This is a genomic window from Yeosuana aromativorans, from assembly GCF_014646655.1.
Classification (GTDB): Bacteria; Bacteroidota; Bacteroidia; order Flavobacteriales; family Flavobacteriaceae; genus Yeosuana; species Yeosuana aromativorans.
The window spans coordinates 77,455-99,184 of sequence record NZ_BMNR01000003.1; the positions used below are offsets into that span (position 1 = coordinate 77,455).

At 34.8% G+C, this 21,730-nt stretch carries 21 protein-coding genes; 2 read left to right on the forward strand and 19 right to left on the reverse strand.

The features are described from left to right. The first annotated feature begins 68 nt into the window (after positions 1 to 68). Complete coding sequence (locus IEW94_RS07220) at positions 69 to 1,181, forward strand: TolB family protein (RefSeq protein WP_188651499.1); 1,113 nt, start codon at positions 69 to 71, stop codon at positions 1,179 to 1,181. A 32-nt stretch (positions 1,182 to 1,213) separates the two neighbouring features. Beyond that, positions 1,214 to 2,542, forward strand: a complete 1,329-nt coding sequence (locus tag IEW94_RS07225; protein WP_373286598.1) for an MptA/MptB family glycosyltransferase — start codon at positions 1,214 to 1,216, stop codon at positions 2,540 to 2,542. A gap of 21 nt (positions 2,543 to 2,563) precedes the next feature. Here the strand turns inward: IEW94_RS07225 and IEW94_RS07230 are convergent, their stop codons facing one another. The 19 genes from IEW94_RS07230 to IEW94_RS07320 all read right to left on the reverse strand — a co-directional run bounded on the left by IEW94_RS07230 (position 2,564) and on the right by IEW94_RS07320 (position 21,726). After that, on the reverse strand, positions 2,564 to 2,896 hold the full coding sequence (locus IEW94_RS07230; RefSeq protein ID WP_188651501.1) for a hypothetical protein: 333 nt from the start codon (positions 2,894 to 2,896) through the stop codon (positions 2,564 to 2,566). Positions 2,897 to 3,082: 186 nt separating this feature from the next. Continuing rightward, on the reverse strand, positions 3,083 to 3,496 hold the full coding sequence (locus IEW94_RS07235) for a VOC family protein (protein ID WP_188651503.1): 414 nt from the start codon (positions 3,494 to 3,496) through the stop codon (positions 3,083 to 3,085). 9 nt (positions 3,497 to 3,505) lie between these two features. Beyond that, the gene (locus IEW94_RS07240; RefSeq protein WP_188651505.1) at positions 3,506 to 3,736 is read right to left on the reverse strand and encodes a hypothetical protein; all 231 of its coding nucleotides are present in this window, start codon (positions 3,734 to 3,736) and stop codon (positions 3,506 to 3,508) included. 11 nt (positions 3,737 to 3,747) lie between these two features. Then, on the reverse strand, positions 3,748 to 4,077 hold the full coding sequence (locus IEW94_RS07245; protein ID WP_188651507.1) for a hypothetical protein: 330 nt from the start codon (positions 4,075 to 4,077) through the stop codon (positions 3,748 to 3,750). 2 nt (positions 4,078 to 4,079) lie between these two features. Beyond that, positions 4,080 to 5,057 carry a deoxyhypusine synthase family protein gene (locus IEW94_RS07250; RefSeq protein WP_188651509.1) on the reverse strand — a complete coding sequence of 326 codons (978 nt, stop codon included), beginning with the start codon at positions 5,055 to 5,057 and terminating at the stop codon, positions 4,080 to 4,082. Then, positions 5,044 to 5,970, reverse strand: a complete 927-nt coding sequence (locus IEW94_RS07255; protein WP_188651510.1) for an arginase family protein — start codon at positions 5,968 to 5,970, stop codon at positions 5,044 to 5,046. Before IEW94_RS07255 ends, IEW94_RS07250 begins: the two co-directional genes overlap by 14 nt. After that, a complete protein-coding gene (locus tag IEW94_RS07260) occupies positions 5,960 to 7,360 on the reverse strand; it encodes a type III PLP-dependent enzyme domain-containing protein (protein WP_188651512.1) in 1,401 nt (466 codons plus the stop codon). The genes IEW94_RS07255 and IEW94_RS07260 overlap by 11 nt, the downstream gene beginning before the upstream one ends. A gap of 333 nt (positions 7,361 to 7,693) precedes the next feature. Further along, positions 7,694 to 8,566: a pseudouridine synthase gene (locus tag IEW94_RS07265; protein WP_188651514.1), complete on the reverse strand. Its 873-nt coding sequence runs from the start codon at positions 8,564 to 8,566 to the stop codon at positions 7,694 to 7,696. Positions 8,567 to 8,639: 73 nt separating this feature from the next. Further along, positions 8,640 to 9,545, reverse strand: a complete 906-nt coding sequence (locus IEW94_RS07270; RefSeq protein WP_188651516.1) for a geranylgeranylglycerol-phosphate geranylgeranyltransferase — start codon at positions 9,543 to 9,545, stop codon at positions 8,640 to 8,642. Between the two features lie 51 nt (positions 9,546 to 9,596). Beyond that, positions 9,597 to 10,526, reverse strand: a complete 930-nt coding sequence (locus tag IEW94_RS07275) for a mevalonate kinase family protein (protein ID WP_188651518.1) — start codon at positions 10,524 to 10,526, stop codon at positions 9,597 to 9,599. Between the two features lie 27 nt (positions 10,527 to 10,553). Then, on the reverse strand, positions 10,554 to 11,633 hold the full coding sequence (gene mvaD, locus IEW94_RS07280; protein ID WP_188651520.1) for a diphosphomevalonate decarboxylase: 1,080 nt from the start codon (positions 11,631 to 11,633) through the stop codon (positions 10,554 to 10,556). Continuing rightward, positions 11,634 to 12,173, reverse strand: a complete 540-nt coding sequence (locus IEW94_RS07285; protein WP_188651522.1) for a DUF1697 domain-containing protein — start codon at positions 12,171 to 12,173, stop codon at positions 11,634 to 11,636. After that, complete coding sequence (locus tag IEW94_RS07290) at positions 12,174 to 13,385, reverse strand: BaiN/RdsA family NAD(P)/FAD-dependent oxidoreductase (RefSeq protein ID WP_188651524.1); 1,212 nt, start codon at positions 13,383 to 13,385, stop codon at positions 12,174 to 12,176. Continuing rightward, positions 13,382 to 14,050, reverse strand: a complete 669-nt coding sequence (locus IEW94_RS07295) for a glycerophosphodiester phosphodiesterase (protein WP_308423688.1) — start codon at positions 14,048 to 14,050, stop codon at positions 13,382 to 13,384. Before IEW94_RS07295 ends, IEW94_RS07290 begins: the two co-directional genes overlap by 4 nt. A gap of 13 nt (positions 14,051 to 14,063) precedes the next feature. Then, the gene (locus IEW94_RS07300; RefSeq protein WP_188651528.1) at positions 14,064 to 14,930 is read right to left on the reverse strand and encodes an acyl-CoA thioesterase; all 867 of its coding nucleotides are present in this window, start codon (positions 14,928 to 14,930) and stop codon (positions 14,064 to 14,066) included. Between the two features lie 68 nt (positions 14,931 to 14,998). Next, positions 14,999 to 16,429: an alpha-amylase family glycosyl hydrolase gene (locus IEW94_RS07305; protein WP_188651530.1), complete on the reverse strand. Its 1,431-nt coding sequence runs from the start codon at positions 16,427 to 16,429 to the stop codon at positions 14,999 to 15,001. Between the two features lie 3 nt (positions 16,430 to 16,432). Next, complete coding sequence (locus tag IEW94_RS07310; protein ID WP_188651532.1) at positions 16,433 to 18,820, reverse strand: glycoside hydrolase family 31 protein; 2,388 nt, start codon at positions 18,818 to 18,820, stop codon at positions 16,433 to 16,435. A 1-nt stretch (position 18,821) separates the two neighbouring features. Continuing rightward, on the reverse strand, positions 18,822 to 19,796 hold the full coding sequence (locus tag IEW94_RS07315) for an alpha/beta hydrolase (RefSeq protein ID WP_188651534.1): 975 nt from the start codon (positions 19,794 to 19,796) through the stop codon (positions 18,822 to 18,824). 1 nt (position 19,797) lies between these two features. Then, positions 19,798 to 21,726, reverse strand: a complete 1,929-nt coding sequence (locus IEW94_RS07320) for a glycoside hydrolase family 13 protein (RefSeq protein ID WP_188651536.1) — start codon at positions 21,724 to 21,726, stop codon at positions 19,798 to 19,800. Positions 21,727 to 21,730 lie beyond the last annotated feature (4 nt).

Below are 21,730 nucleotides of genomic sequence, written 5' to 3' on the forward strand. Positions count from 1 at the left end.
GATAAAATTTTGAATAAGTAATTCATCAATACGGAAGAATCCTTATTTTTATTAAAAATAGTTTAAAAATGAAATTTGTCATAATTATATCTGCCATTTTATGTTTTCTTTCTTGCAAGGATAATAAAAACAATCAGCAATCAATTGAAAAAACAACTTCTACATCAACTGTAGAAGTAAAAAAAGATTCCTTGATTTTTCCTGAAGAGAAGCATTTTAAATCCATTAAACAAATTACTTTTGGTGGTGATAATGCTGAAGCTTATTGGAGTTTTGATGATAAACAATTGGTTTTTCAGTCTAACAATAAAAACTGGGGGCTTAATTGTGACCAAATATTTTTAATGAATTATGGTGATACATTTAAGGATTCAAAACCTAAAATGATTAGTACAGGAAAAGGCCGTACAACCTGTTCCTACTTTCTTCCTGACAACAAGCATATTATTTATGCCTCTACACATTTGGATAATGAAAACTGTCCAGAGGTTCCGTTAAGACAAAATGGAAAGTATGTATGGCCCGTATATGATTCCTTTGATATTTTTGTAGCCGATCTTGATGGTAACATCACTGCACAGCTTACTAATGAGCCTGGTTATGATGCTGAAGCAACCGTTTCTCCAAAAGGTGATAAAATTGTATTCACCTCAACCCGCAGCGGCGATTTAGAACTTTACACCATGAATATAGACGGAAGTGACGTGAAGCAAGTTACTGATGAAGTAGGCTATGACGGTGGTGCATTCTTTTCTCCTGATGGCACAAAATTGATTTTCCGTGCTTCAAGACCAAAGACAGATGAAGAAATTAAGGCTTATAAAGACCTCTTGGCGAATGGATTGGTGGAACCAACCAATATGGAACTGTATATTTGTAATGTGGATGGCAGTGACCTAAAACAGATTACTAACTTAGGAAATGCCAACTGGTGTCCTTTTTTCCTTCCTTCAGGAAAAAAAGTGTTGTTTTCTTCCAATTTTGAATCAGAAAGAGGGTTTCCTTTTAATTTATACATGATTGATATTGATGGGAAAAATCTGGAACGTGTAACCCACAGTGAAACATTTGATGCATTTCCTGTATTTTCAAACAATGGTAAATATTTGGCGTTTTCATCAAATAGAAACAATGGTGGTGGTAGAGACACCAACTTGTTCATTGCCGAATGGGTAGATTGATAAAAATATAACTGATTTAAACTTCCATACTTTTGTTTTTAAAACGATATAACTCCTCAATATTATTTGTTTTAATAACAGCACTCTTTTATTTCAGTTTTGCCTACGATTTGGTAAGAACCGATTATATAAAGCTCATTATGCTTTATTCGGCTTTATGCTTTTTGTTTTACAAGCTTATACAAATCAATAAACACAATACCCTTTTTTTAAGTGCAATAGCATTTATATTCAGGTTAATATTTCTCTTTTCCATTCCAAACTTATCCCAAGATTTTTATCGTTTTATATGGGATGGGAGAATGATTTTGGAAGGGTTAAATCCGTATTTGCACACACCTGAATCCTTTATTTCAAAAGGGATTTTTCCAATACAGCAAGCTCAAGAACTCTACAATGGTATGGGTATTTTAAACGCTAGCCATTACACCAATTATCCGCCTTTAAACCAACTTTGTTTTGTCATTGCAAGCCTATTTGCTGGTAACAGTATTTTAGGCTCGGCAATAGTCATGCGATTGATTATCATTGCGGCCGATTTTGGAACGCTTTTTTTTGGAAAAAAATTGCTAGAAAAATTAAACATTCCTATTCATCATATTTTTTGGTATATACTCAATCCATTTATCATTATTGAACTCACTGGAAACCTTCATTTTGAAAGTGTCATGATATTCTTTTTAATATGGGGTTTATACTTGTTTAAAATAGGCCGTTGGAAAACCGCTGCTGTAATACTGGCTTGTTCTATATCCGTAAAATTAATACCTCTTATATTTTTACCTCTGTTTTTCCAAAAACTAGGCTGGAAAAAAAGCATCCTTTTTTACGCAATTATTGGCTTGACAACCATATTGTTTTTTACACCTTTTATTTCGTCTGGGCTTTTGTCAAATTATACCCAAACAGTTGCTTTGTGGTTTCAAGAGTTTGAATTTAATGCTAGTTTGTATTACATAGCCAGAGAAATAGGTTATTTGTTTAGAGGATATAATGAAATACATATTATAGGGAAAATAATTCCTGTTCTAGTGGTTCTATTTGTTTTGTTTATGGCTTTTTTAAAGAAAAACAAAACAACGCTCGAGTTGGTAAGCAATATGCTGATTGTACTATCTTTTTACTATTTTACCAGTACAACCGTTCACCCATGGTATATAGCAACACTTTTAATAATTTCTGTTTTTACCAAATATAAATTCCCATTGGTCTGGAGCTTTGCAGTGATATTAAGTTATTTAGCTTACACCAACACAAATAACACTGAAACCCTTTGGGTTATTACTTTGGAATATGTTTTAGTTTATAGTGTGTTTTTTTGGGAGGTATTTATAAAAAAGGCCACCAAAATGGTAGCCTAAAAAAGTCTTTTAATAAATCAATTACAGCTTTTCAAGCTTTGTAATGGTATTGATTTCATTTTCATCCTCGTAATTATCTTCGTCTTTGGTAACCACTATTTTGGTTGTATACGTGATTTTAAACTTAGTTCCTATTAAGGCTTCTGATTTTAAATCAAATTCCTTTGCAACGGCATCACTTACTTCTTGGAAGGTTAAGGTATATTCTTCATCATTATCAGGATGTTTGGCAATAAAATTATAACCGTAATCTTCATGACCGTCATAAGTAGCTTCTACTGTAGTTGATGCTTGATCCACTGGAGTAAAAAGGGGTACTATCAAAAAGGAAATCATTAAAAATAATGTTTTCATGGGTTTTGTTATTTGTTTCACAAGCACATACACCCCCCCATATTCTCATTAAAAAACCTAGGGTTTTGCTTGTAAAAAGGTTAAATGAAATGGTATGTTGTCTTCAGATATTTGCCACCTCAAGTCTGAAAATGCTTTTAGTAAAACCTTGCGTTGATTTTACATGTGGTAAGGATGGATTTCTTTTTAAGCTTTAAAAATATCTGTTGTTTGTTTGAATGTCTTAAATTCCAACATATATCCATTAGGATCCTTAACAAAAAAAGACTGATGTTCTCCTAATTGATCTTTTAAATACGTAGATTCAGTAACCAAGTCAAGTTTAAATCCATCGAGTTTTGAGTAAATGGATTTCCAAGTGTCTAAATCTACAATTACACCAAAATGAAAAGACGGCAATATTTTACCTTCAAAAATGTAGTTTGGATTATTGAAATTAAATTTTTTGGCCTTGATAAATGTAATTTGATGGCCAAACAGATTAACATCGATCCAATTTTGAGTATTCCTACCATAAGTAGCACCAATACAGTCCACATAAAAGCTCTTTGTTTCTTTTATGCTAACACATGGCAATGAAATGTGAAATGGCGTATTCATATAATGAGATTAAAGAGGTTTTAAACTTTCTATCCTGTAAATAACAAAATCCTCATCGGCATCTTCAATAACTTCTATGAAAGATACCAAAAAAGATTTTCCTATTAAACTTTTATCGTTTTTTAAATCGTATTGTTTTAAGGCTCTTGGATGAACCTCTTCAAAAACCATCTCTTCACCCGTTTCAAACAAAAACTTAAAATAACCGTCTTTGTAAGATATAAAAACAGCTTCAATCATCTTAATAACTATTAATCCAAATCCATCTCTTCAGAATCCTCAGCTACATCAATATCTGGATCTTGAATAGCATCTGGATCGTCATTGTCATAATCTTCATAATCATCCTCATCATAATTTTCCATGGTTTTCACCAATTTGGTACTTACCTTAATGAGGTATTTGGTGTCATCGGTATTAACTTCAACAGCTTCAACCAATTCGTTTTTAGCATTTCTAAAGGTGATAATATGCTCTTCATCATATCCGTCAGGATATTTTTCAACCAACAGTCCCAAAATTTCGGGCGTTAGCTTTTTAAAGTCTACAATGACGCGTTTTAGGTTGTCTCTTTTATTCATAATTACATATCTAATAAGTAGGCAAAAATAAGCGGTGCTACAATGGTTGCATCACTTTCAATTATAAATTTTGGTGTGTTAATATCTAATTTTCCCCAAGTTATCTTTTCATTTGGAACCGCACCAGAATACGAACCATAACTTGTTGTGGAATCACTTATCTGGCAAAAATAGCTCCAAAACGGTGTGTCTGTTCGTTCCATATCTTGATATAACATGGGCACTACACAAATTGGGAAATCACCAGCTATACCACCTCCTATTTGGAAAAAACCAATACCATTTTTTGAGTTTTCGGTATACCAATCAGCCAAAAAAGTCATATACTCTATCCCCGATTTCATGGTGCTTGCCTTAAGCTCTCCTTTAAGTACGTAGCTAGCAAAAATATTTCCCATAGTACTGTCTTCCCATCCTGGAACAATTATAGGTAAATTTTTCTTTGCTGCCGCATACATCCATGAGTCTTTTAAATCAATTTCATAATATTCTTCCAAAACGCCCGATAATAGCATTTTGTACATAAACTCATGTGGCAAATAACGCTCCCCTTTATCATCGGCATCTTTCCAAATTTTAAAAATATGTTGTTGTAAACGCCTAAAGGCTTCTTCTTCTGGAATACAAGTATCTGTTACCCTATTTAATCCTTGCTCCAACAAATCCCACTCTTCCTGAGGCGTTAAATCACGATAATGAGGAACGCGTTTGTAATGTGAATGCGCAACCAAATTCATGATATCTTCTTCTAGGTTGGCGCCAGTACAAGATATAATTTGCACTTTATCCTGACGGATCATCTCAGCAAATATCTTGCCCAGCTCCGCAGTACTCATGGCACCCGCCAATGACACAAGCATTTTAGAACCTTGCTCCAACTGTGCTTCATAAGCTTTTGCTGCATCTACAACCGTAGCCGCATTAAAGTGTAAGTAATATTTTTCAATAAAATTAGAAATTGCACCTTTAGTATTCGTCATCATCATCAAATTTTGAAACGTTATTTTTTTGGTTTAAGCCTTCGTACGAATTGTCATAATCATCATCCACATTTTCTTCAGCAAACTTGTAGCTTAACATTTTGTAATACAGTCTGGCTGTTAAAAAGTCTGAAGCAGCATTTAATTCATTAGGACACAATCCTACCAAATCAAACCCTACAATATTTTTTTCTTCAAATAATTTTCTTAAAAACTCTAAGGTTTCATACCAAAACAAACCGCCTGGTTCTGGTTTGGCAACAGATGTCATTATGGAAATGTCAATAGCTGACAAATCAAACGTAATATACACATTATCTGTCATTTGGTCAATTGCGGAATCCATCCAAGTATCATCCACTGCCATATCATGGGCAAAATATATTTTGTCCTCATCATCCATGACCGTTTTTTCAATGGCATTCATGGAACGAACCCCTACTTGAATAAGATTGGTGGTTTGGCTAGCTTCATACAGTGCGCAATCTGGATGCAGAGAAGATCCTTTGTAAGTCTTCAATAAGTTTGCATGGGCATCAATTTGAAGTACCGTTAAACTATTGAAACACTCATTAAAAGCACGAATAGCACCAATTGAAATAGCATGGTTACCACCTACAAGCGTTACAAACTTATTCTTTTTTATATATTTTTTTGCTGATTGGTGTACCGCATTAACCATAGTTTCAGCCGAAGATTCTGTTACAGCATCAGCTAAATAAATGCCTTGTCGGTATACTTCTGTATCTGTTTCAATGTCATATAGGGTAATGTTTTCAGAGGCCTTTAAAAAAGCTTCTGGCCCTTTTTGAGATGTATTTGCATTACCATAAGGAACAGGTATTAACACAATTTTGGCCTGCTCCTGCTTAGAAAATTCCTCTGGAATCCCAGCATACGTTTTATTGTCCATTATAACCTAAAATTTTAAGTAAGTCTTCACTTTTTTGTTGTTCACTAAATAATTCTGTTGTAAGGTTTCCGTTTTCATCCTTATCTATTAAAATATGTTTTGGTGAGGGTATCAAGCAATGTTGCAATCCGCCAAAACCTCCAATAGTTTCTTGATACGCACCAATATTAAAAAAGCCAATATACAAAGGTTTTTCTTTATTGTATTTTGGCAAATAAATAGCGTTCATATGTTGCTCACTGTTGTAGTAATCATCACTATCACAAGTAAGACCTCCTAACAGGACACGCTCATAGCTATCATACCATCTATTAACGGGCAACATAATAAACCGCTTGTTAATGGCCCAAGTATCAGGCAATGTTGTAATAAACGACGAGTTGATCATATTCCATTTTTCACGGTCGTTTTGTTGTTTTTGGTACAGCACTTCATAAATAGCACCACCGCTTTCACCCACGGTAAAGCTCCCAAATTCAGTGAAAATATTAGGCACTTTTACTTCTTCCTCATCGCAGACAAGCTTAATCTGATTGATTATTTCATCAACCATATATTCATAATCAAAATCAAATGCCAATGAATTTTTTATGGGGAAGCCACCTCCAATATTCAAACTGTCCAATGAAGGACATATCCTTTTTAAACTGACATAAACCTTTAAACATTTTGACAATTCGTTCCAGTAATAAGCGTTGTCCCGTATGCCTGTATTGATAAAAAAGTGCAGCATTTTTAACTTTACTTTTTTATTGTCCCTTACTTGTTTGTTGTAAAACGGTACAATGTTTTTGTAACCAATCCCTAGTCTAGATGTGTAAAACTCAAATTTAGGCTCTTCTTCAGAAGCTATTCTAATACCTATGTTGAATTTGCCTTTTATTTGTTCTGATAATAAATCGATTTCCTCATAATTATCAATAATTGGAATACAATTTTTGTGTCCGTTGTTTATTAATCGCGCAATATTCTCAACGTATTGAGCACGCTTAAATCCGTTACTGATTACGTAGGTCTCTTCGGTTATCTTACCTTCCCTTTTTAAGTTCTCAACAATATCAATATCAAAGGCTGAAGAGGTTTCTATGTGGATATCATTTTTAAGTGCTTCATTTAAAACATGCTTAAAATGGGAACTTTTGGTACAATAACAATAGTTGTATTTTCCTTTGTATTTATTTTTTTTGATGGCTTTGGCAAACCAGCCTTTGGCCCTGTTGATATTATTTGATATTTGGGGCAAGTAGGTAAACTTTAATGGCGTTCCATAGGTTTCTACCAATTCCATTAAATCGATGTCATGAAATTGAAGGTTTTTATCTTCCAGCTTAAATTCTTCTTGCGGGAAATCAAAGGTTTGGCCAATAAGGTCAATATATTTAGTATTCATTATTTTCTATCAGATATAAAATTCTCAAAATATTTTGTTTACAAGTTATAAAAACAATCATTCATGAGAAAATCAAATTTGCTTTTGGGCACAAGTGGTAGGAATAAAACCATTCACATGCTGGCTAGATTTTATACAATAGATAGAAGCCAGCTTTAAAATTTGGTTACTTAATCTAAAAGTTGCTTTTGAACATGACTTCTTAATGCCCATAAGCCCAAACGTAGAAACATATTTCAATTTTGTTCAGCTAAATACATTACAAATGAAATATAAAAAATTGAATTTTAAACTTTTTTTTTATTTTTTTTAAAAACATTTCAATACGTTATATCACAGCATCTTAAGGGTATTCAATTCCTGCTGTGTTAAATGTTTCCAATGACCCCGCGGAAGATCTTTTTTGGTTAGGTGACCAATGGCTACACAATCCAAACTAATAATTTCATATTTTAAATAATCAAAAATAGTTCTGATAATGGTATTGCCTGTATTCTTGATTTTTAATCCAATTTCCTTTTTTGAAGCACCATCAATATAACTTATTTCTTCAACCGAAATCAATTTCCCTTCAACCTTAAAGCCATTCTGGATTTTTTTTAAATCTTCCAGTTTTAAATTTTTATCCAATTCAACATGAAATAACCGTGACACCCCATGTTTTGAATTGGTAAATTTTTCCATAACAACCTCATCATTGGTAAACAGCAACAATCCTTTTGAATTTCGGCCTAAACGCCCAATGGGTTTTATGCGAGACGTAGTTGCGTTGGCAACTAAATCCATAACGGTTCTGCCTTTGCCTTCACTTGTGGTTGTAGCAAAACCTTTAGGTTTATTTAGCAATACATACGCTTTTTTCTCGGGATTTATTCTAGCGCCATCATATCGTACTTCATCATCAATCTTAACCTTATAGCCCATTTCTGTGACTACTTTTCCATTGACCGTTACCAAACCGGTTGCTATATGCACATCGGCTTCCCTACGTGAACAAACACCCGAATTGGCCACATATTTATTTAATCTGATTTCATCAGGATTTGATGATTTCTTTGAAATAGGCTTAGGAGAACCTGTTGGTTTAGGTGTTCCTACAGCTTTTTTAATTGGTGCATTTCCTCTGGCATAACTTTTTGAGCGGCTATTTCCAGTACCTCTTCCTGATGCTTTTCCTTTTCCATTACTACCTTGATGTCTACTCATTGTTATTTTATTTTGTGCAAAGATACTCTTTAAATTTACGAAATACGATTTTTGATTTACGATTTAAAACCCGTTAAAACAGTCTGTGCAATACCACATCCACATCAATTAACAGTATGCTGAAAACCCCAAGCAAAATAATCAATTTTAAAATATTATGAAGAATGAGATAGTGCGTCTTGGTTCTTGAATTCCACAGTATAATTTGAAAAATGAGCAGTAAAACCAAACTTAAATAAAAGAACAAGTACATGTACCCAATTTTAAAACGAAATAACAGTAAATAGGTTGGAACCAAGGTTAAAAAAGTCAAAACAGTCAACATTATTTTAGAGACTTTTTCGCCATACACTATTGGAATTGTTTTATAGTTCAATGCCAAATCTCCTTTAATGTTTTCTAAATCCTTAGTGAGTTCTCGCATAGAAATAATCAAAAACAAAAACGTGGCGTGCACAAAAATAACTGGCTCAAAATTCTTGTAATAAACGAAAATGATAAAAAACGGTGTGATGGTTAATATCGCTGAAGTTAAATTCCCTATAAAAGGCAGTTTTTTTAATTTATGTGAATAAAACCAAATTGCAAAAATATAGATTGAAAAGAAAACAACCGCTTTAAAAGATTCATAGCTAGCCATAACCACGGCCATAAAATTCAATATAAAATAAAACGACAGTTTGGTGTTTTGATTGACCAATCTATCCAACTTGGACTTTTCTGGGCGATTGATTAAATCTTTTTCAGAATCATAAAAATTATTGATGATATAACCACCTGCTATGGTTGCTGCAGAAGCTAAAACCAGCATAAAAAGATTATCATCAAAAATAACTTCCCTAAGGGGTTTGTTATGTGCTAAAATGTAGATTGAAGTAAGATATTGCGCTATGATAATGACCAGAATATTATAGCCTCGTACAACAGAAAACATACTAAAAAACTTGATTAATATGTGTTTCTGCCTTCGATTTAACATAACTATGAGGTTTAAATAAAATCTTGAAAACATTCAAGATGACAGAAAGTTTTAGAAGCTATAAACCACTTCTAATTTATAGCCTTTTAGTGCTTGTTTAGCCTTTTCAATATCTTCAGTAAAACCAAGTATATAACCGCCACCGCCAGAACCGCAAAGTTTTAAATAGTATTCATTGGTCTTGATACCTTTTTTCCAAAGTTCATGAAATTCCTGAGGAATCATAGGTTTAAAATGATTTAAAACAACTTTTGACAAGCGTTTGGTGTTTTTAAACAACGATTTGATGTCGCCTTTTAAAAAGTCATCCACACAAGCATCGGTATGTTTAATAAACTGGTCCTTAAGCATATTACGGAACCCTTCCTGTTTCATGTTTTCCATAAAGATGCCAACCATGGGAGCGGTTTCACCAATGATACCACTATCCAATAAAAATACGGCTCCTTTCCCATCAGTTGATTGAGAAGGAATACCAGTAGCCTCAATATTATTTTGTGAATTGATTAAAATAGGAATACTCAAATAACTGTTCAATGGATCCAATCCTGAGGATTTGCCATGAAAGAACGATTCCATTTCAGAAAAAATGGCCTTTAACTTTAATAGCTTTTCTCGGGTTAAATTTTCTAAAACAGTTATTTTATCGAATGCATATTTATCATAAATTGCCGCTACTAAAGCACCACTACTACCTACACCATAACCTTGCGGAATGGATGAATCAAAATACATACCCGCATTCACATCGTCGCGAAGCAAATCAATATCAAACCGTACCAACTCAGAGTTAATGCCTTCCAAATAGGTTACAAATCGCTTTAAACTTTCATTTGATTTTATGGCAATTTCAGAAGGTTGTGGGTCCTTTTTCAAAGCACCGTTATAAAAGCTATAAGGAATTGATAAGCCTTTGGAATCTTTGATAATACCATATTCTCCAAAGAGCAATATTTTAGAATAAAAAAGCGGTCCTTTCATTAACTAAATAGGTTTTGGGATTTAAAGTTACAATTGTTTTGCTCCAAAACCAATTTTGTCGCAAATATAATGTCCATTTTGACAATATGCAACTAATTCATTCTTAATGAATTCTAAAACGGATTCAGCTTCATTTGCAGGATACAATACGTGCACATTTGCTCCGGCATCCAAGGTAAAACTAACATGTAATCCTGTGTCTTGTCTAAACTCCCATATTTTATTTATGATTTTCAAGGTGTTTGGTTTCATCAAAATAAAATAGGGCATACTGGTCATCATCATGGCGTGGAGCGATAAGGCTTCACTTTCTACAATTTGTATAAACGCATTCAAATCACCCGTTTTAAACACATCAATTAATTTTGAAAGGTTACTATGGGCTTGACCAAAACGTTGTTCTGCAAATGGATGACCATGCATTAAATTATGACCTACTGTACTGCTGACCTGCTTTTCACCCTTATCAACCAATAAAATGGTGTCTTGGTAATTTTCAAAATTAGGATGGACTTCATAAGGGTATTTTATACCATATAAATCACTGCTGCCATCAATCTCAACATGTCGGCCCCAAACCACCAAATCGCCCTCAATACTTCTGCAAGCACTTCCAGAACCCAATCGCGCCAAAAAGGAGGCTTTTTGGTGAAAATAATCATTGGGCATATCAGGGTTCAGCTCTCTTTTTATACTCATTAAACACAAGGCCAAAGCACTCATACCACTGGCTGATGAGGCAATACCCGAACTATGCGGAAACGTGTTTGAGGTTTCAATTTTAAAATGGTAGTCTTTTAAAAAAGGAACATATCGTTCAATACGCTTAAAAAACGTTTTAATTTTTGGTTTAAAATCATCTTTTTTTTCATCATCTAAAAACACGTCAAATGAAAAATCACTCGAACTGTTTTTCTTTGAAAAACTAAGTGTTGTAGTAGTTTTACAAGCATCCAATGTAAAACTGATGGATGGGTTTTCTGGAATTTGATCAGCCTTTTTACCCCAATATTTTACCAACGCGATGTTGCTTGGCGATGACCAAGTAAAAGATCCTTTTTCAACGGATTTTGAAAACGCTTTTGGTATGAAATTTTGCTCTGTCATTTATTCTGCTTCTAAAGACAAAGATAATAACTTTACCATTGTGTTGTAGTTTCTTGCCGTTGCAAATGTTTTTAGTTTACGTTCAAAAAAATTCACATTGAATTTAGCCTGACCATAGCCTTTAGCGCAGAAATAGTATGTACAATCATTAATGATTAGGTACTCCTCACCTTCATAAACTTTTTCTGAAGCCACTTGTATTAACGTCTCATCAGGAGCATCGTGCAGCATCATGAAATAACTGGCTTTCTTTTTGTCTTCTGAAAAGGGGCAATCATCAAAAATACGTTTCAAATCAAGCCGTGTCATGACCAGAACAGAAACCTCAAATTCAAAAGAATTCAAAATAGCATTCTTGATGGTTTCCTCTATTTTTTGAGTGTTTTTTTCTGATGACTTGAAAATCACATTGCCGCTTTGAATATACGTTTGAACGTTTTCAAAACCAGATTTAGACAGCAGTTTTCGTAATTCTGCCATGGGTACTTTTTTATGCCCACCCACGTTAATGCCTTTTAAAAGTGCTATGTAAATTTCCATTTATTTTGAAATATGTTTGGCTGCAATATACGCACTGGTCCAGGCATTTTGAAAATTGAACCCTCCGGTAACGGCATCGATGTTTAATACTTCACCTGCAAAAAACAAGTTTTTATGAATTCGGCTTTCAAAAGTTTTAAAGTTGACTTCTTTTAAATCAATGCCACCAGCCGTTACAAATTCTTCTTTAAACGTACTTTTTCCGTCAACCTTAAAAATGGCTTGTGTCAATTGGTTTACAAAATTTTCCAATTGTAATTTGTTCATATCAGCCCAACGGGTTTCAGTATCCATTTGGGATGCCAGTACCAATTGTTGCCACAGTCGTTTTGGTAGCTCAAATTGAGTGGATTTAAAAACTGTCTTTTTAGCTAAAGACAATTTCAAATCCTTGAGAACGGACATACAATCTTCATAAGTCTTTCTAATGAAATTAATTTCAATTTGAAATTTATAGTCACGCTTTGCCAGTTCCAAAGCTCCAAAAGCTGAGAGTTTTAAAATAGAGGGGGCACTCATACCCCAATGAGTAATCAATAAAGGCCCTTCTGAATACAGATCTGAATCAACCACATGAATTCCAATATTTTGGACTACCACACCAGGAATATCTTTGATGCGTTTATCATTAATGTTGAATGTAAACAATGATGGAATTGGTTTCGCAATACTGTGCCCAACAGTTTCTAAAAGACTCCATATCTTGGTATTACTTCCTGTTGCGATTAATACTTTTTCACAAGAAAACAGTCCTTGGGACGTTTCTATTTGCCATAAATTATTTTGATTTTGGATTGATTTGACCGAGTGATTATATAAAATGTCCACGTGATGTTTTTTAGCTTCCCTTAAAAAACAATCGATAATGGTTTGAGAGGAGTTTGACACCGGGAACATGCGTCCGTCTTCTTCTGTTTTCAGTTCCACGCCTCTCTTTTCGAACCACTCTATTGTATCGCCAGTCGTAAATTGATGAAAAGGCCCCAATAATTCCTTTTCACCACGAGGATAATTCTGCACCAATTCCTGCGGAATAAATTCTGCATGCGTGACATTACAGCGTCCGCCTCCAGACACCTTTACTTTTTGCAAACCTTCTTTGCCTCTTTCTAAAATGGCTACCTGTAAATGAGGGTTTTGCTCAGCAATGTTAATCGCCGCAAAAAAACCTGCCGCACCACCTCCAATAATGATGACATCTTTTTCAATCATAATTTATCTGGAAAATCAGAAATAATACCATCAACGCCGTAACGTTTCATTCGGTTAATGGTTTCAGCATCATTTACAGTCCAAGTATTGACTTGATATCCTTTTGCTTGGGCTTGTTTTACATTTTCTTTTGTCAGTAATGCAACGTTTGGATGGATGGCAACTGCATTAATGGTTTTAGCAAATTCGATAGCCTCAGTAACACTGGCCTTTGTTAAAACGCCTAATGAAATTTTTTTATTTACTCGAAATACATCTTCCAATTCATGGTGTTGAAAACTGGAGACAATAAAATCGGTATATTTCCAGCCCTTTTCGTTGACATACTTTTCTACAACCTCACAAGTTTTAACAGCGGTATGTCGTCCTTTCAATTCTATGTTTAAAAGACATGTCTTATCGATAAGCTCCAAAACTTCTTTCAGAGTTGGAATTTTATTGTTGCCTGCTACTTGTAACTGTTTTAATTGAGACAGTGTGTGCTTGGCTATTTCTCCAGTTCCATTAGTCATTCTGTCCAATGTAAAATCATGAAAAACAACCAACTCACCTGAAGCGCAAACATGCACATCTATTTCAATTCCATCCACACCAAAATCCATTGCCTTTTGAATAGACTCCAACGTGTTTTCCGCAACATACGCCTTAGCTCCTCGATGTCCCATTTTTCGCATTTTATTACTTATTTAATGGTCGCATCAAACCTTCCTGTGCCACAGAAGCTACAAGCTTTCCGTCCCTTGAAAAAATATTGCCCCTAGCAAATCCCCTGGCGTTTGAGGCATTCGGTGATTCCATAGAAAACAATAACCAATCATCAAAATCAAAATCCCTGAAATACCACATGGAATGGTCTAAACTAGCTGTTTGGGTATTTCCCCAATGCGCTATGCTAGCATGTGGGTTCAGGGCCGAAACCAAAATATTATAATCTGAAATGTAGGTTAAAATTTGTTGTTTGGTTGCTAAATCCAGATTGTTTACGTTGCCTTTTAACTTAAACCACACATCACTAAACGGCGGTAAATCCACTCGCTCTAAAGGGTTGACCACAACTGTTGGTTTAAACTCAATGGGGCGATCAATCTCAAAAAACACCTTTAAACTTTTTGGTAAAAAATCACCATATTGATGCAGGATATCGGTCCAACTTAGCAAGTCTTCAGGTTGCTTTATATCCGATTTCATAGCTATTTGATGGTTATAACCCGCTTCTTTTTTATGAAAAGAAGCCGACAAAATAAAAATAGTCGTTCCATTTTGTTGGGCTGTAACTCTCCGCACGGAAAAACTACCACCGTCCCTAACACAACTAACGTTGAATTGAATTGGTAAATCCAGTTTTCCTGCCTCCAAAAAATAGGCATGCATGGAGTGCAAAATGCGTTGGTTTGTTATGGTTCTACATGCTGCATTGATGGCTTGCGCCAATACTTGTCCGCCAAACACGCGTTTGCTCCCAACTGTTTTGCTATATCCTATAAATTGAGAATCATCAACCTTTTCTAGAATTAAAAGGTCTAATAAATCTTGAACTGAAGTCATTTTTTGCTTTACTTTTTTTGAATTTATAAAGCTATTAAAATCACTTCAGCTTTTGGCAAAAAAATCAATTAATTAGCCAGTATTTTATACTCCCATGGGTTTAGAATTAGTTTTCCAGATTCCAGTTTCAAAGGCGAATTGGTCATATAATCTGTCGTGTTTTCGGGCAAATCAATTGTTACTGATTGTTCCTTATCGGAAAAATTGCCTATAAATGTTACGGTGCTTCCTGCTTTACTCCTATTAAACATCAGCACATCATCATTCCCGGTTTGCATTCTTTGATACGATGCAGCTTGCTTTCCACCATTTAGTGCTGGATTTGTATTTTTTAAAGCACCAAGTTTTTTTAAGACTTCAAAATAAGGCCCTTTGGTTTTGGGAATAGAATCTTTTTCAAAAAACTTCAATGCGTGATCTAAATCGTATTCTTGCCCTGAATAAATCAATGGCATGCCTGGCAATGTATATGTTAATGTGGTAAATATTTCTTTGTTGTTTGGCATACGTTCCTTGAGTGTTCCATTCCATGAGTTTTCATCATGATTGGTTGTAAAATTCATCAGGATATCATCTTTTTCATAAAGAGTATCAATGGTTTTCATCAAGGTATCAAAATCATGCAAGGTCTTTTTGCCTTTAGCCATATCATTCATTAAATGAAGGAGTTTCCATCCATATTCCATATCAAACAAATCATCTTTCATGAATTTTGGATCATCATTTTCAGCTAACATGAATATCTCTTTTTTTGATTTTAACTGTGGAATTGCTTTTTCCCAAAAAGAAACCGGAGTGGGTTCTACATGGTCACAACGGAACCCGTCAATGTTTTCTTCTTCAACCCAATACATCATATCCTTTATCATTTGGTCTTGCATAGCCATATTGGAATAATCCAGTTGTGCGACATCACCCCAACCTTTTGAGGTGCCATCATCATTTAAAGGATCTGTGATCTCTCCTTTGGCATTTTTCACGTAAAATTCAGGATGTGTTTTTATCCAAACATGATCCCAACCTGTATGGTTAGGTACCCAATCCAAAATAACATAGATGCCATTTTGGTGAGCCGTTTTTACCAACTCTCTAAAATCTTCAATGGTACCAAATTCTGGATTGACTTTAGTGTAATCTGACACGGCATAATAACTTCCTAGCATTTTATTGCGTTCTGCTTCATCTTCAATTTTTGAAGCAAAATCACCACCCGTAGCTTTGCGCTTGGTTTGTGAAATGGGGTTAATGGGCATCAACCAAATAATTTTCACTCCCAATTGTTTTAATTCGGGAATGTCTTTGGTAAACGCATCAAACGTTCCTTCGGGTGAATATTGACGGATGTTTGCTTCATAAATCACTGCGTTTTCCATTACTGTATCGGAAACCGGTGCTATTTCTGAAGTCGGTTCGTTGTTGGTTTTATCAACTTTTTGCTCCTGTTTGCATGAACAAAAAACAATGGATAAGACTACTAAAAATGAGATTAGTTTTTTCATGATTTATTTAGTTTTAACTTTAATTTCTAATTCTTTGTTTGTATTCCAGATAACTGGTATGGTAAGCGTGTTGTTTTGTTCATCCCAATCAAAATCAACTTTCTTATTGTTAATCTTGATGCGCTTTGGCTCCGTTTGAAAATGATGTATAATGAGATCGATTTTCTTGGTTGAAGCTGTATAATGTTTGCCTGTTTCACACTCAAGTTCAATCTCAATACCATTGCGCTCCAATTCGTATTCAAAATCCAATAGTTCATATTGACCTTTTTCAAAAGCATTGGGAGTTAAACCATCATCATTGTAAAAATGACGCTCACTTTCTGTTATTGAAGCATCATTATAGTAGTGCAATTCTAAATTACTACCCGTGTAATTTTCAGTGTTCTGCATGGGCTTGGCCATCAAAACAAATGCGCCAGCTTTTACATAGGTTGGAATGGAATTTTCTTTGATTTGTATGTCTTTGGTTTGTCCGCCTTCAAATGTTTCATCTGTATAAAAGTCAAACCACTTATTATTTTTTGGAAAATAAATCGCTTTGGTAGTTACGCTATCTTTTAATACGGGAGCTACTAAAAAATCAGGGCCCCAAAAATATTCTGAAGCATCCTTGTATAACGATACGTTGCTTGCTTCCTCAAAAAATAAAGGCCTCATAAGAGGTGCTCCTGTTTGATTATTTTGAAAAGCAAGATTATAATTGTAGGGTAATAATTTATACCGCAATTCAATAGCTTCTTTTGCGAGTGCCTTAGCTCTTTCGCTTCTAAAAACAGGCTCACTGGGTACTTCTTCTTGAGCATGCGGTCTGTAAATAGGTTGAAAAACACCATATTGCAACCACCTAACATATAAGTCATCATCTAAATTGGCACCTGCAAAACCTCCCAAATCCGAATGCATGTACCCAAGCCCTTGCATACCCATTTGAAGGGCAATTTCTGGTTGTGACTGCAAACCGCCCCAAGTTCTATTAACATCACCCGACCAAGGGATAAGTCCATAGCGTTGTGCCCCGGAATAGCCTGCCCGCATTAAAATAAACGGTCGCGTATTTGGGAAATCACGTTGATACCCTTCATACGCCAAACGCGCCCAATCCATACCATAAATATTGTGAACTTCATCAGCGGTTCCAGTAAAGTGCCTTAACCAAGAGGGATGGACTTCTGGCTCTCCCAAATCGCCCCAAAATCCAGCAACGCCTTTATTGGCCAAGCCTTTATAAATATTCCAAAACCACTGTTCGCCTTTTGGATTATAAATGTCTATTAAACCTGTATGTCCAAAATAAAAATCGTAGGTGCCTGGATTTCCTATGGAATCTTTTGCTAAAATATCTTCATCAACAGCTTCTTGCCACCGTTTTGATGTTGTTAACACAAAAGGCTCTGTAATCAAAACCGTTTTAACACCTTTGCTTTTTAAACGCGATACCATACCTTCAAAATCAGGAAAAGAATCCTTGTAAACCTGAAGATTGCCCATAGTTCCCATAATGTCTTTTCCAAACCAATATAAATCTAAAATAATGGCATCAACAGGAATACTGTCTTCTTTAAATTTGGCTATGGTTGCCTCGGTTTCTTGTTGTGAATGATAGCCAAATCTACTTGAAAAATTACCCAAAGCCCAACGGGGCGGCATGGGTTGCTTTCCTGTTAAGTTGGTGTAATTATCCATAACATCCATCCATGAATCACCCGCAATAACCTGGTATGTTTTTCGTCCTGAAATAGTTTCATAGGCCAGGGTATTATTATGCTTGCTGTCTAAATCCAAAAAACCAATAGGCGCATTATCAAAATGAACCATATATTGTTTTGATGACAGCACAATTGGTAAGGTGAAGTTCATCAATTCAGAATGGGTTTCATACCCATAATGGGCCCGATTATATAGTTGCAAACGGTAGCCGCGCCTGTTCATATCCAAAGCTCTAGCGCCGCCGCCATATAAAACCTCATCTTTTGTAAGATTGAATTGAATGGTTTCTAAACTATCCTTTTTAACATAACCTGCTTTTTCTGAAATAATAGGTTTCCCTTTATAAGAATAAGATATTTGAAAGGGTTGTTTTTGAATGAACACGGAAATCCCTTCTGAATGATATTCAACACTTGCATCTGATTGTTGTAATTGAGCATTGACAGGTTTAGGATTTAAAACAACCGCATGCGATTTTGGATTAAAAGTCTCTCCTTTAGGAATAAAGGAAGTTTCTATTATTTTGGAATTGTAAAACTGAAACCGATAAGTGCCGTCATTTACGTAAACCTCAAGATGATGGTCTTTCTCTTGCAGGTCATTGAATATTCTATTGGCATTTTGTGAAAACAACTGACTGCCAATAAAAACAAATACTATGCTAAATTTTAAAAACCTCATCTCATTTTTTTAACAAATAGACTAGTGGGATATCCAGACGTTTATTCCAAGAATTTTCAGTATGTTCAGCACCTTCAAATTTTAAGTTTTTAAAATTTTTTGTGTCATAGCCTTTTTTGGCGAAAACGGCATTCACCTCTGGAGCATACCTTGGATAATACTCTTCTATGGTTGATGTTGTTCCGTAATCAAAATAAAACTTATGTGTTTTTGGTGAAGGTATATTTTCTTGAAGATAATCAAAAAACACATGAGAAATGTCATCATTTTCTTCTGGAACAATACCTGAAAAATTAGTAGAGAGACAAGCTGCTCCACCAAAAACATCGGGATATTCACAAATAGCATACATGCTTATCAACCCTCCCATACTTGAGCCCATAATAAAAGTATTCTCTCTATTAGTATAAACGGAAAATTGAGAATCTATAAAAGGTTTAACTTCATTAACTATAAACTTTAAATAATTATCAGATTGTATAGGTCCATTGAAGAAATTTCCTTGATTAAATAATTGTGCGCTTTTGAAAATAGAATCTTTATTTACTAATTTTTGAAATGGTTTTTCTGGGAAATATTCACTTTGACGGTGTATACCTGTATTTGATAAAGCAACCACAATAAAGTTTCTGGTTATGCCTTCTTGCATTAATCTTGACGCTATTTCATCAACTTTCCATTCCTGTTTGTTCCAAGTGGTTGTGCTATCAAAAAGCATTTGACCATCATGCATATACAAGACTGCATACTTTTTTGCTTCAGAATAATTATCGGGCAACCATATGTCGACTGTCCTTGACCGAATATATTTAGATGGAAAACTATCAATACGTTGTAATGTTCCACTTGAAAGCTGAATATCTTTTAATTGATACGCATGAATTTTATTATTAGAAATAGCGTTTTTTTTATCCTGCTTACAAGAAATAAATAACGTGATAATTAAAAAAGATGCTATTAACTTAAAATTTAGCATGTTAGTTTAGTTTGGTAGTAAATAGTGTTATCCCGTTAGGATTGATTGCAATGTTGTCTCCCCATGTGCTAACCTCACCACTTATAATGTCTTTTACTTGTTTGCCTTGCAACCCAACTTCTTCAAAGCGCGACAGTTCTAAACTGGTGTCAGAAGATTTGTTTAAAATAACGCTTACAACTTCATCATCAAGAATTCTGAACAACACATAAACACCATTTTGAGGCGCAAAATGAATGGTTTTACCTTCATGGATGGCATTGCTGTTTTTTCTGTAATTCAACAGTTTTTTCATGAACAATTGCATATCTTTTTGGGCATCGGTCAATCCTTCACCCGTAAAGGCATTTGTAGCATCACCTTCCCAACCACCAGGAAAATCAGATCTGATCAAACCATGGTCACCCGGTTTTGCAGTGTCGTTCATTAAAATTTCAGTGCCGTAATATATTTGAACAATTCTTGGCAAGGTCAAAATATAACCAACGGCCATTTTGGTCTTAGCCACATCTTCATGCAATTGTGTAAATATTCTACTCATGTCATGATTGTCAGGAAAAATCATGATGTCCTTGGGTCTTGCATAAGCAAAATCATTGGCCAAACCTTCATACATTTTTACCAAACCTGTATCCCATTGTTCATCCTCATTTAACGCACTGACTATTTGCTTTTGCATAGCAAAATCCATGGGTGATTTTAAATTGGAATCATAGCCATCCTTGTTTACATGGCCATCTTGCCAATAGGCAATCAACAGAGGATTGTAACTCCACTCTTCTCCCACTATTGAAAAGTTAGGGTATTCTGTCATGATGGTTCCTGCCCATTTTGCTAAAAATGCTTTATCGGAATATGGATAAGTATCTTGCCGGATGCCTCCCAAGCCCAAGGTTTCAATCCACCAAATACTATTTTGAATAAGATATGTGGCCATAAACGGATTTTGCTGGTTTAAATCGGGCATCGTGGGTGCAAACCAACCATCGCTCATGTCGTGTTTATCCTGTTGCGAGGCATATAAATCTTGATTGATGGTTCGTCTGTGACTGGATTTTTTTAGCTCAGTTTTATCCTCAAATGATTTTTGTTGATTAACCCAATCATCAAACGGTAAATCCTTCATCCACCAATGCTCACTTCCACAATGATTGACCACTTGGTCCATGATCAATTTCATACCTTGTTCCCTAGCTTTATCGGCCAGTTTTTTATATTCATCCAGAGTACCAAAACGCGGATCAACCTGATAAAAATCGGTCATAGCATAACCATGGTAAGATGCTCGGTACATATCATTTGTTAGCAATGGTGTTGGCCAAATAGCCGTAAACCCCATGTCATGAATATAATCTAAATGGTCTGTAATGCCTTTGATATCGCCTCCATGTCTTGCATAATCATCCTTTCTGTCTATGGTTTTTTCATTTAAATAGGCAAACACATCGTTTAATGGATTGCCATTGGCAAAACGGTCTGGTGTAATCAAGTAAATCACATCACTACTATCAAACCCTTTGTAATCTTCAGCTGGTTTTGACCTTGATTTCAACTCATAGGTTTGAGTCTTTTGAGTGCCATTATCAAATGTGAAAACAATATTAAACTTGCCAGCTTTTGCAGATTCTGATATATTTAAGTCAATGAACAAATAATTTGGACTGGTTCCTTTGCTCACTTTTTCAATGGAAACACCATCGTATGAAATCTCTGGTTTAGCCATCGAAATAGAATCGTCTTTAACCAATAGCTGAAGTTTGGAGCTTTTAAATCCAACCCACCAATTTGAAGGTTCCACTCTTTGAATTTCATTGAATTCAGTAAATGGTTCTATAGCCATACTGTCTATTGGTTTTTTTGAAGACTCTTGTTTACATGATGAACAAAAGGTAATCACAATAATTGAAACGATATAAATTAAATATTTCATTTTT

Excerpts from the sequence above, each read along its gene's own strand:
- IEW94_RS07220 (WP_188651499.1), top strand. The coding sequence starts at position 69 with ATGAAATTTGTCATAATTATATCTGCCATTTTATGTTTTCTTTCTTGC.
- IEW94_RS07230 (WP_188651501.1), bottom strand. The coding sequence starts at position 2,896 with ATGAAAACATTATTTTTAATGATTTCCTTTTTGATAGTACCCCTTTTT.
- IEW94_RS07235 (WP_188651503.1), bottom strand. The coding sequence starts at position 3,496 with ATGAATACGCCATTTCACATTTCATTGCCATGTGTTAGCATAAAAGAA.
- IEW94_RS07240 (WP_188651505.1), bottom strand. The coding sequence starts at position 3,736 with ATGATTGAAGCTGTTTTTATATCTTACAAAGACGGTTATTTTAAGTTT.
- IEW94_RS07245 (WP_188651507.1), bottom strand. The coding sequence starts at position 4,077 with ATGAATAAAAGAGACAACCTAAAACGCGTCATTGTAGACTTTAAAAAG.
- IEW94_RS07250 (WP_188651509.1), bottom strand. The coding sequence starts at position 5,057 with ATGACGAATACTAAAGGTGCAATTTCTAATTTTATTGAAAAATATTAC.
- IEW94_RS07255 (WP_188651510.1), bottom strand. The coding sequence starts at position 5,970 with ATGGACAATAAAACGTATGCTGGGATTCCAGAGGAATTTTCTAAGCAG.
- IEW94_RS07260 (WP_188651512.1), bottom strand. The coding sequence starts at position 7,360 with ATGAATACTAAATATATTGACCTTATTGGCCAAACCTTTGATTTCCCG.
- IEW94_RS07265 (WP_188651514.1), bottom strand. The coding sequence starts at position 8,566 with ATGAGTAGACATCAAGGTAGTAATGGAAAAGGAAAAGCATCAGGAAGA.
- IEW94_RS07270 (WP_188651516.1), bottom strand. The coding sequence starts at position 9,545 with ATGTTAAATCGAAGGCAGAAACACATATTAATCAAGTTTTTTAGTATG.
- IEW94_RS07275 (WP_188651518.1), bottom strand. The coding sequence starts at position 10,526 with ATGAAAGGACCGCTTTTTTATTCTAAAATATTGCTCTTTGGAGAATAT.
- mvaD (WP_188651520.1), bottom strand. The coding sequence starts at position 11,633 with ATGACAGAGCAAAATTTCATACCAAAAGCGTTTTCAAAATCCGTTGAA.
- IEW94_RS07285 (WP_188651522.1), bottom strand. The coding sequence starts at position 12,173 with ATGGAAATTTACATAGCACTTTTAAAAGGCATTAACGTGGGTGGGCAT.
- IEW94_RS07290 (WP_188651524.1), bottom strand. The coding sequence starts at position 13,385 with ATGATTGAAAAAGATGTCATCATTATTGGAGGTGGTGCGGCAGGTTTT.
- IEW94_RS07295 (WP_308423688.1), bottom strand. The coding sequence starts at position 14,050 with ATGGGACATCGAGGAGCTAAGGCGTATGTTGCGGAAAACACGTTGGAG.
- IEW94_RS07300 (WP_188651528.1), bottom strand. The coding sequence starts at position 14,930 with ATGACTTCAGTTCAAGATTTATTAGACCTTTTAATTCTAGAAAAGGTT.
- IEW94_RS07305 (WP_188651530.1), bottom strand. The coding sequence starts at position 16,429 with ATGAAAAAACTAATCTCATTTTTAGTAGTCTTATCCATTGTTTTTTGT.
- IEW94_RS07310 (WP_188651532.1), bottom strand. The coding sequence starts at position 18,820 with ATGAGGTTTTTAAAATTTAGCATAGTATTTGTTTTTATTGGCAGTCAG.
- IEW94_RS07315 (WP_188651534.1), bottom strand. The coding sequence starts at position 19,796 with ATGCTAAATTTTAAGTTAATAGCATCTTTTTTAATTATCACGTTATTT.
- IEW94_RS07320 (WP_188651536.1), bottom strand. The coding sequence starts at position 21,726 with ATGAAATATTTAATTTATATCGTTTCAATTATTGTGATTACCTTTTGT.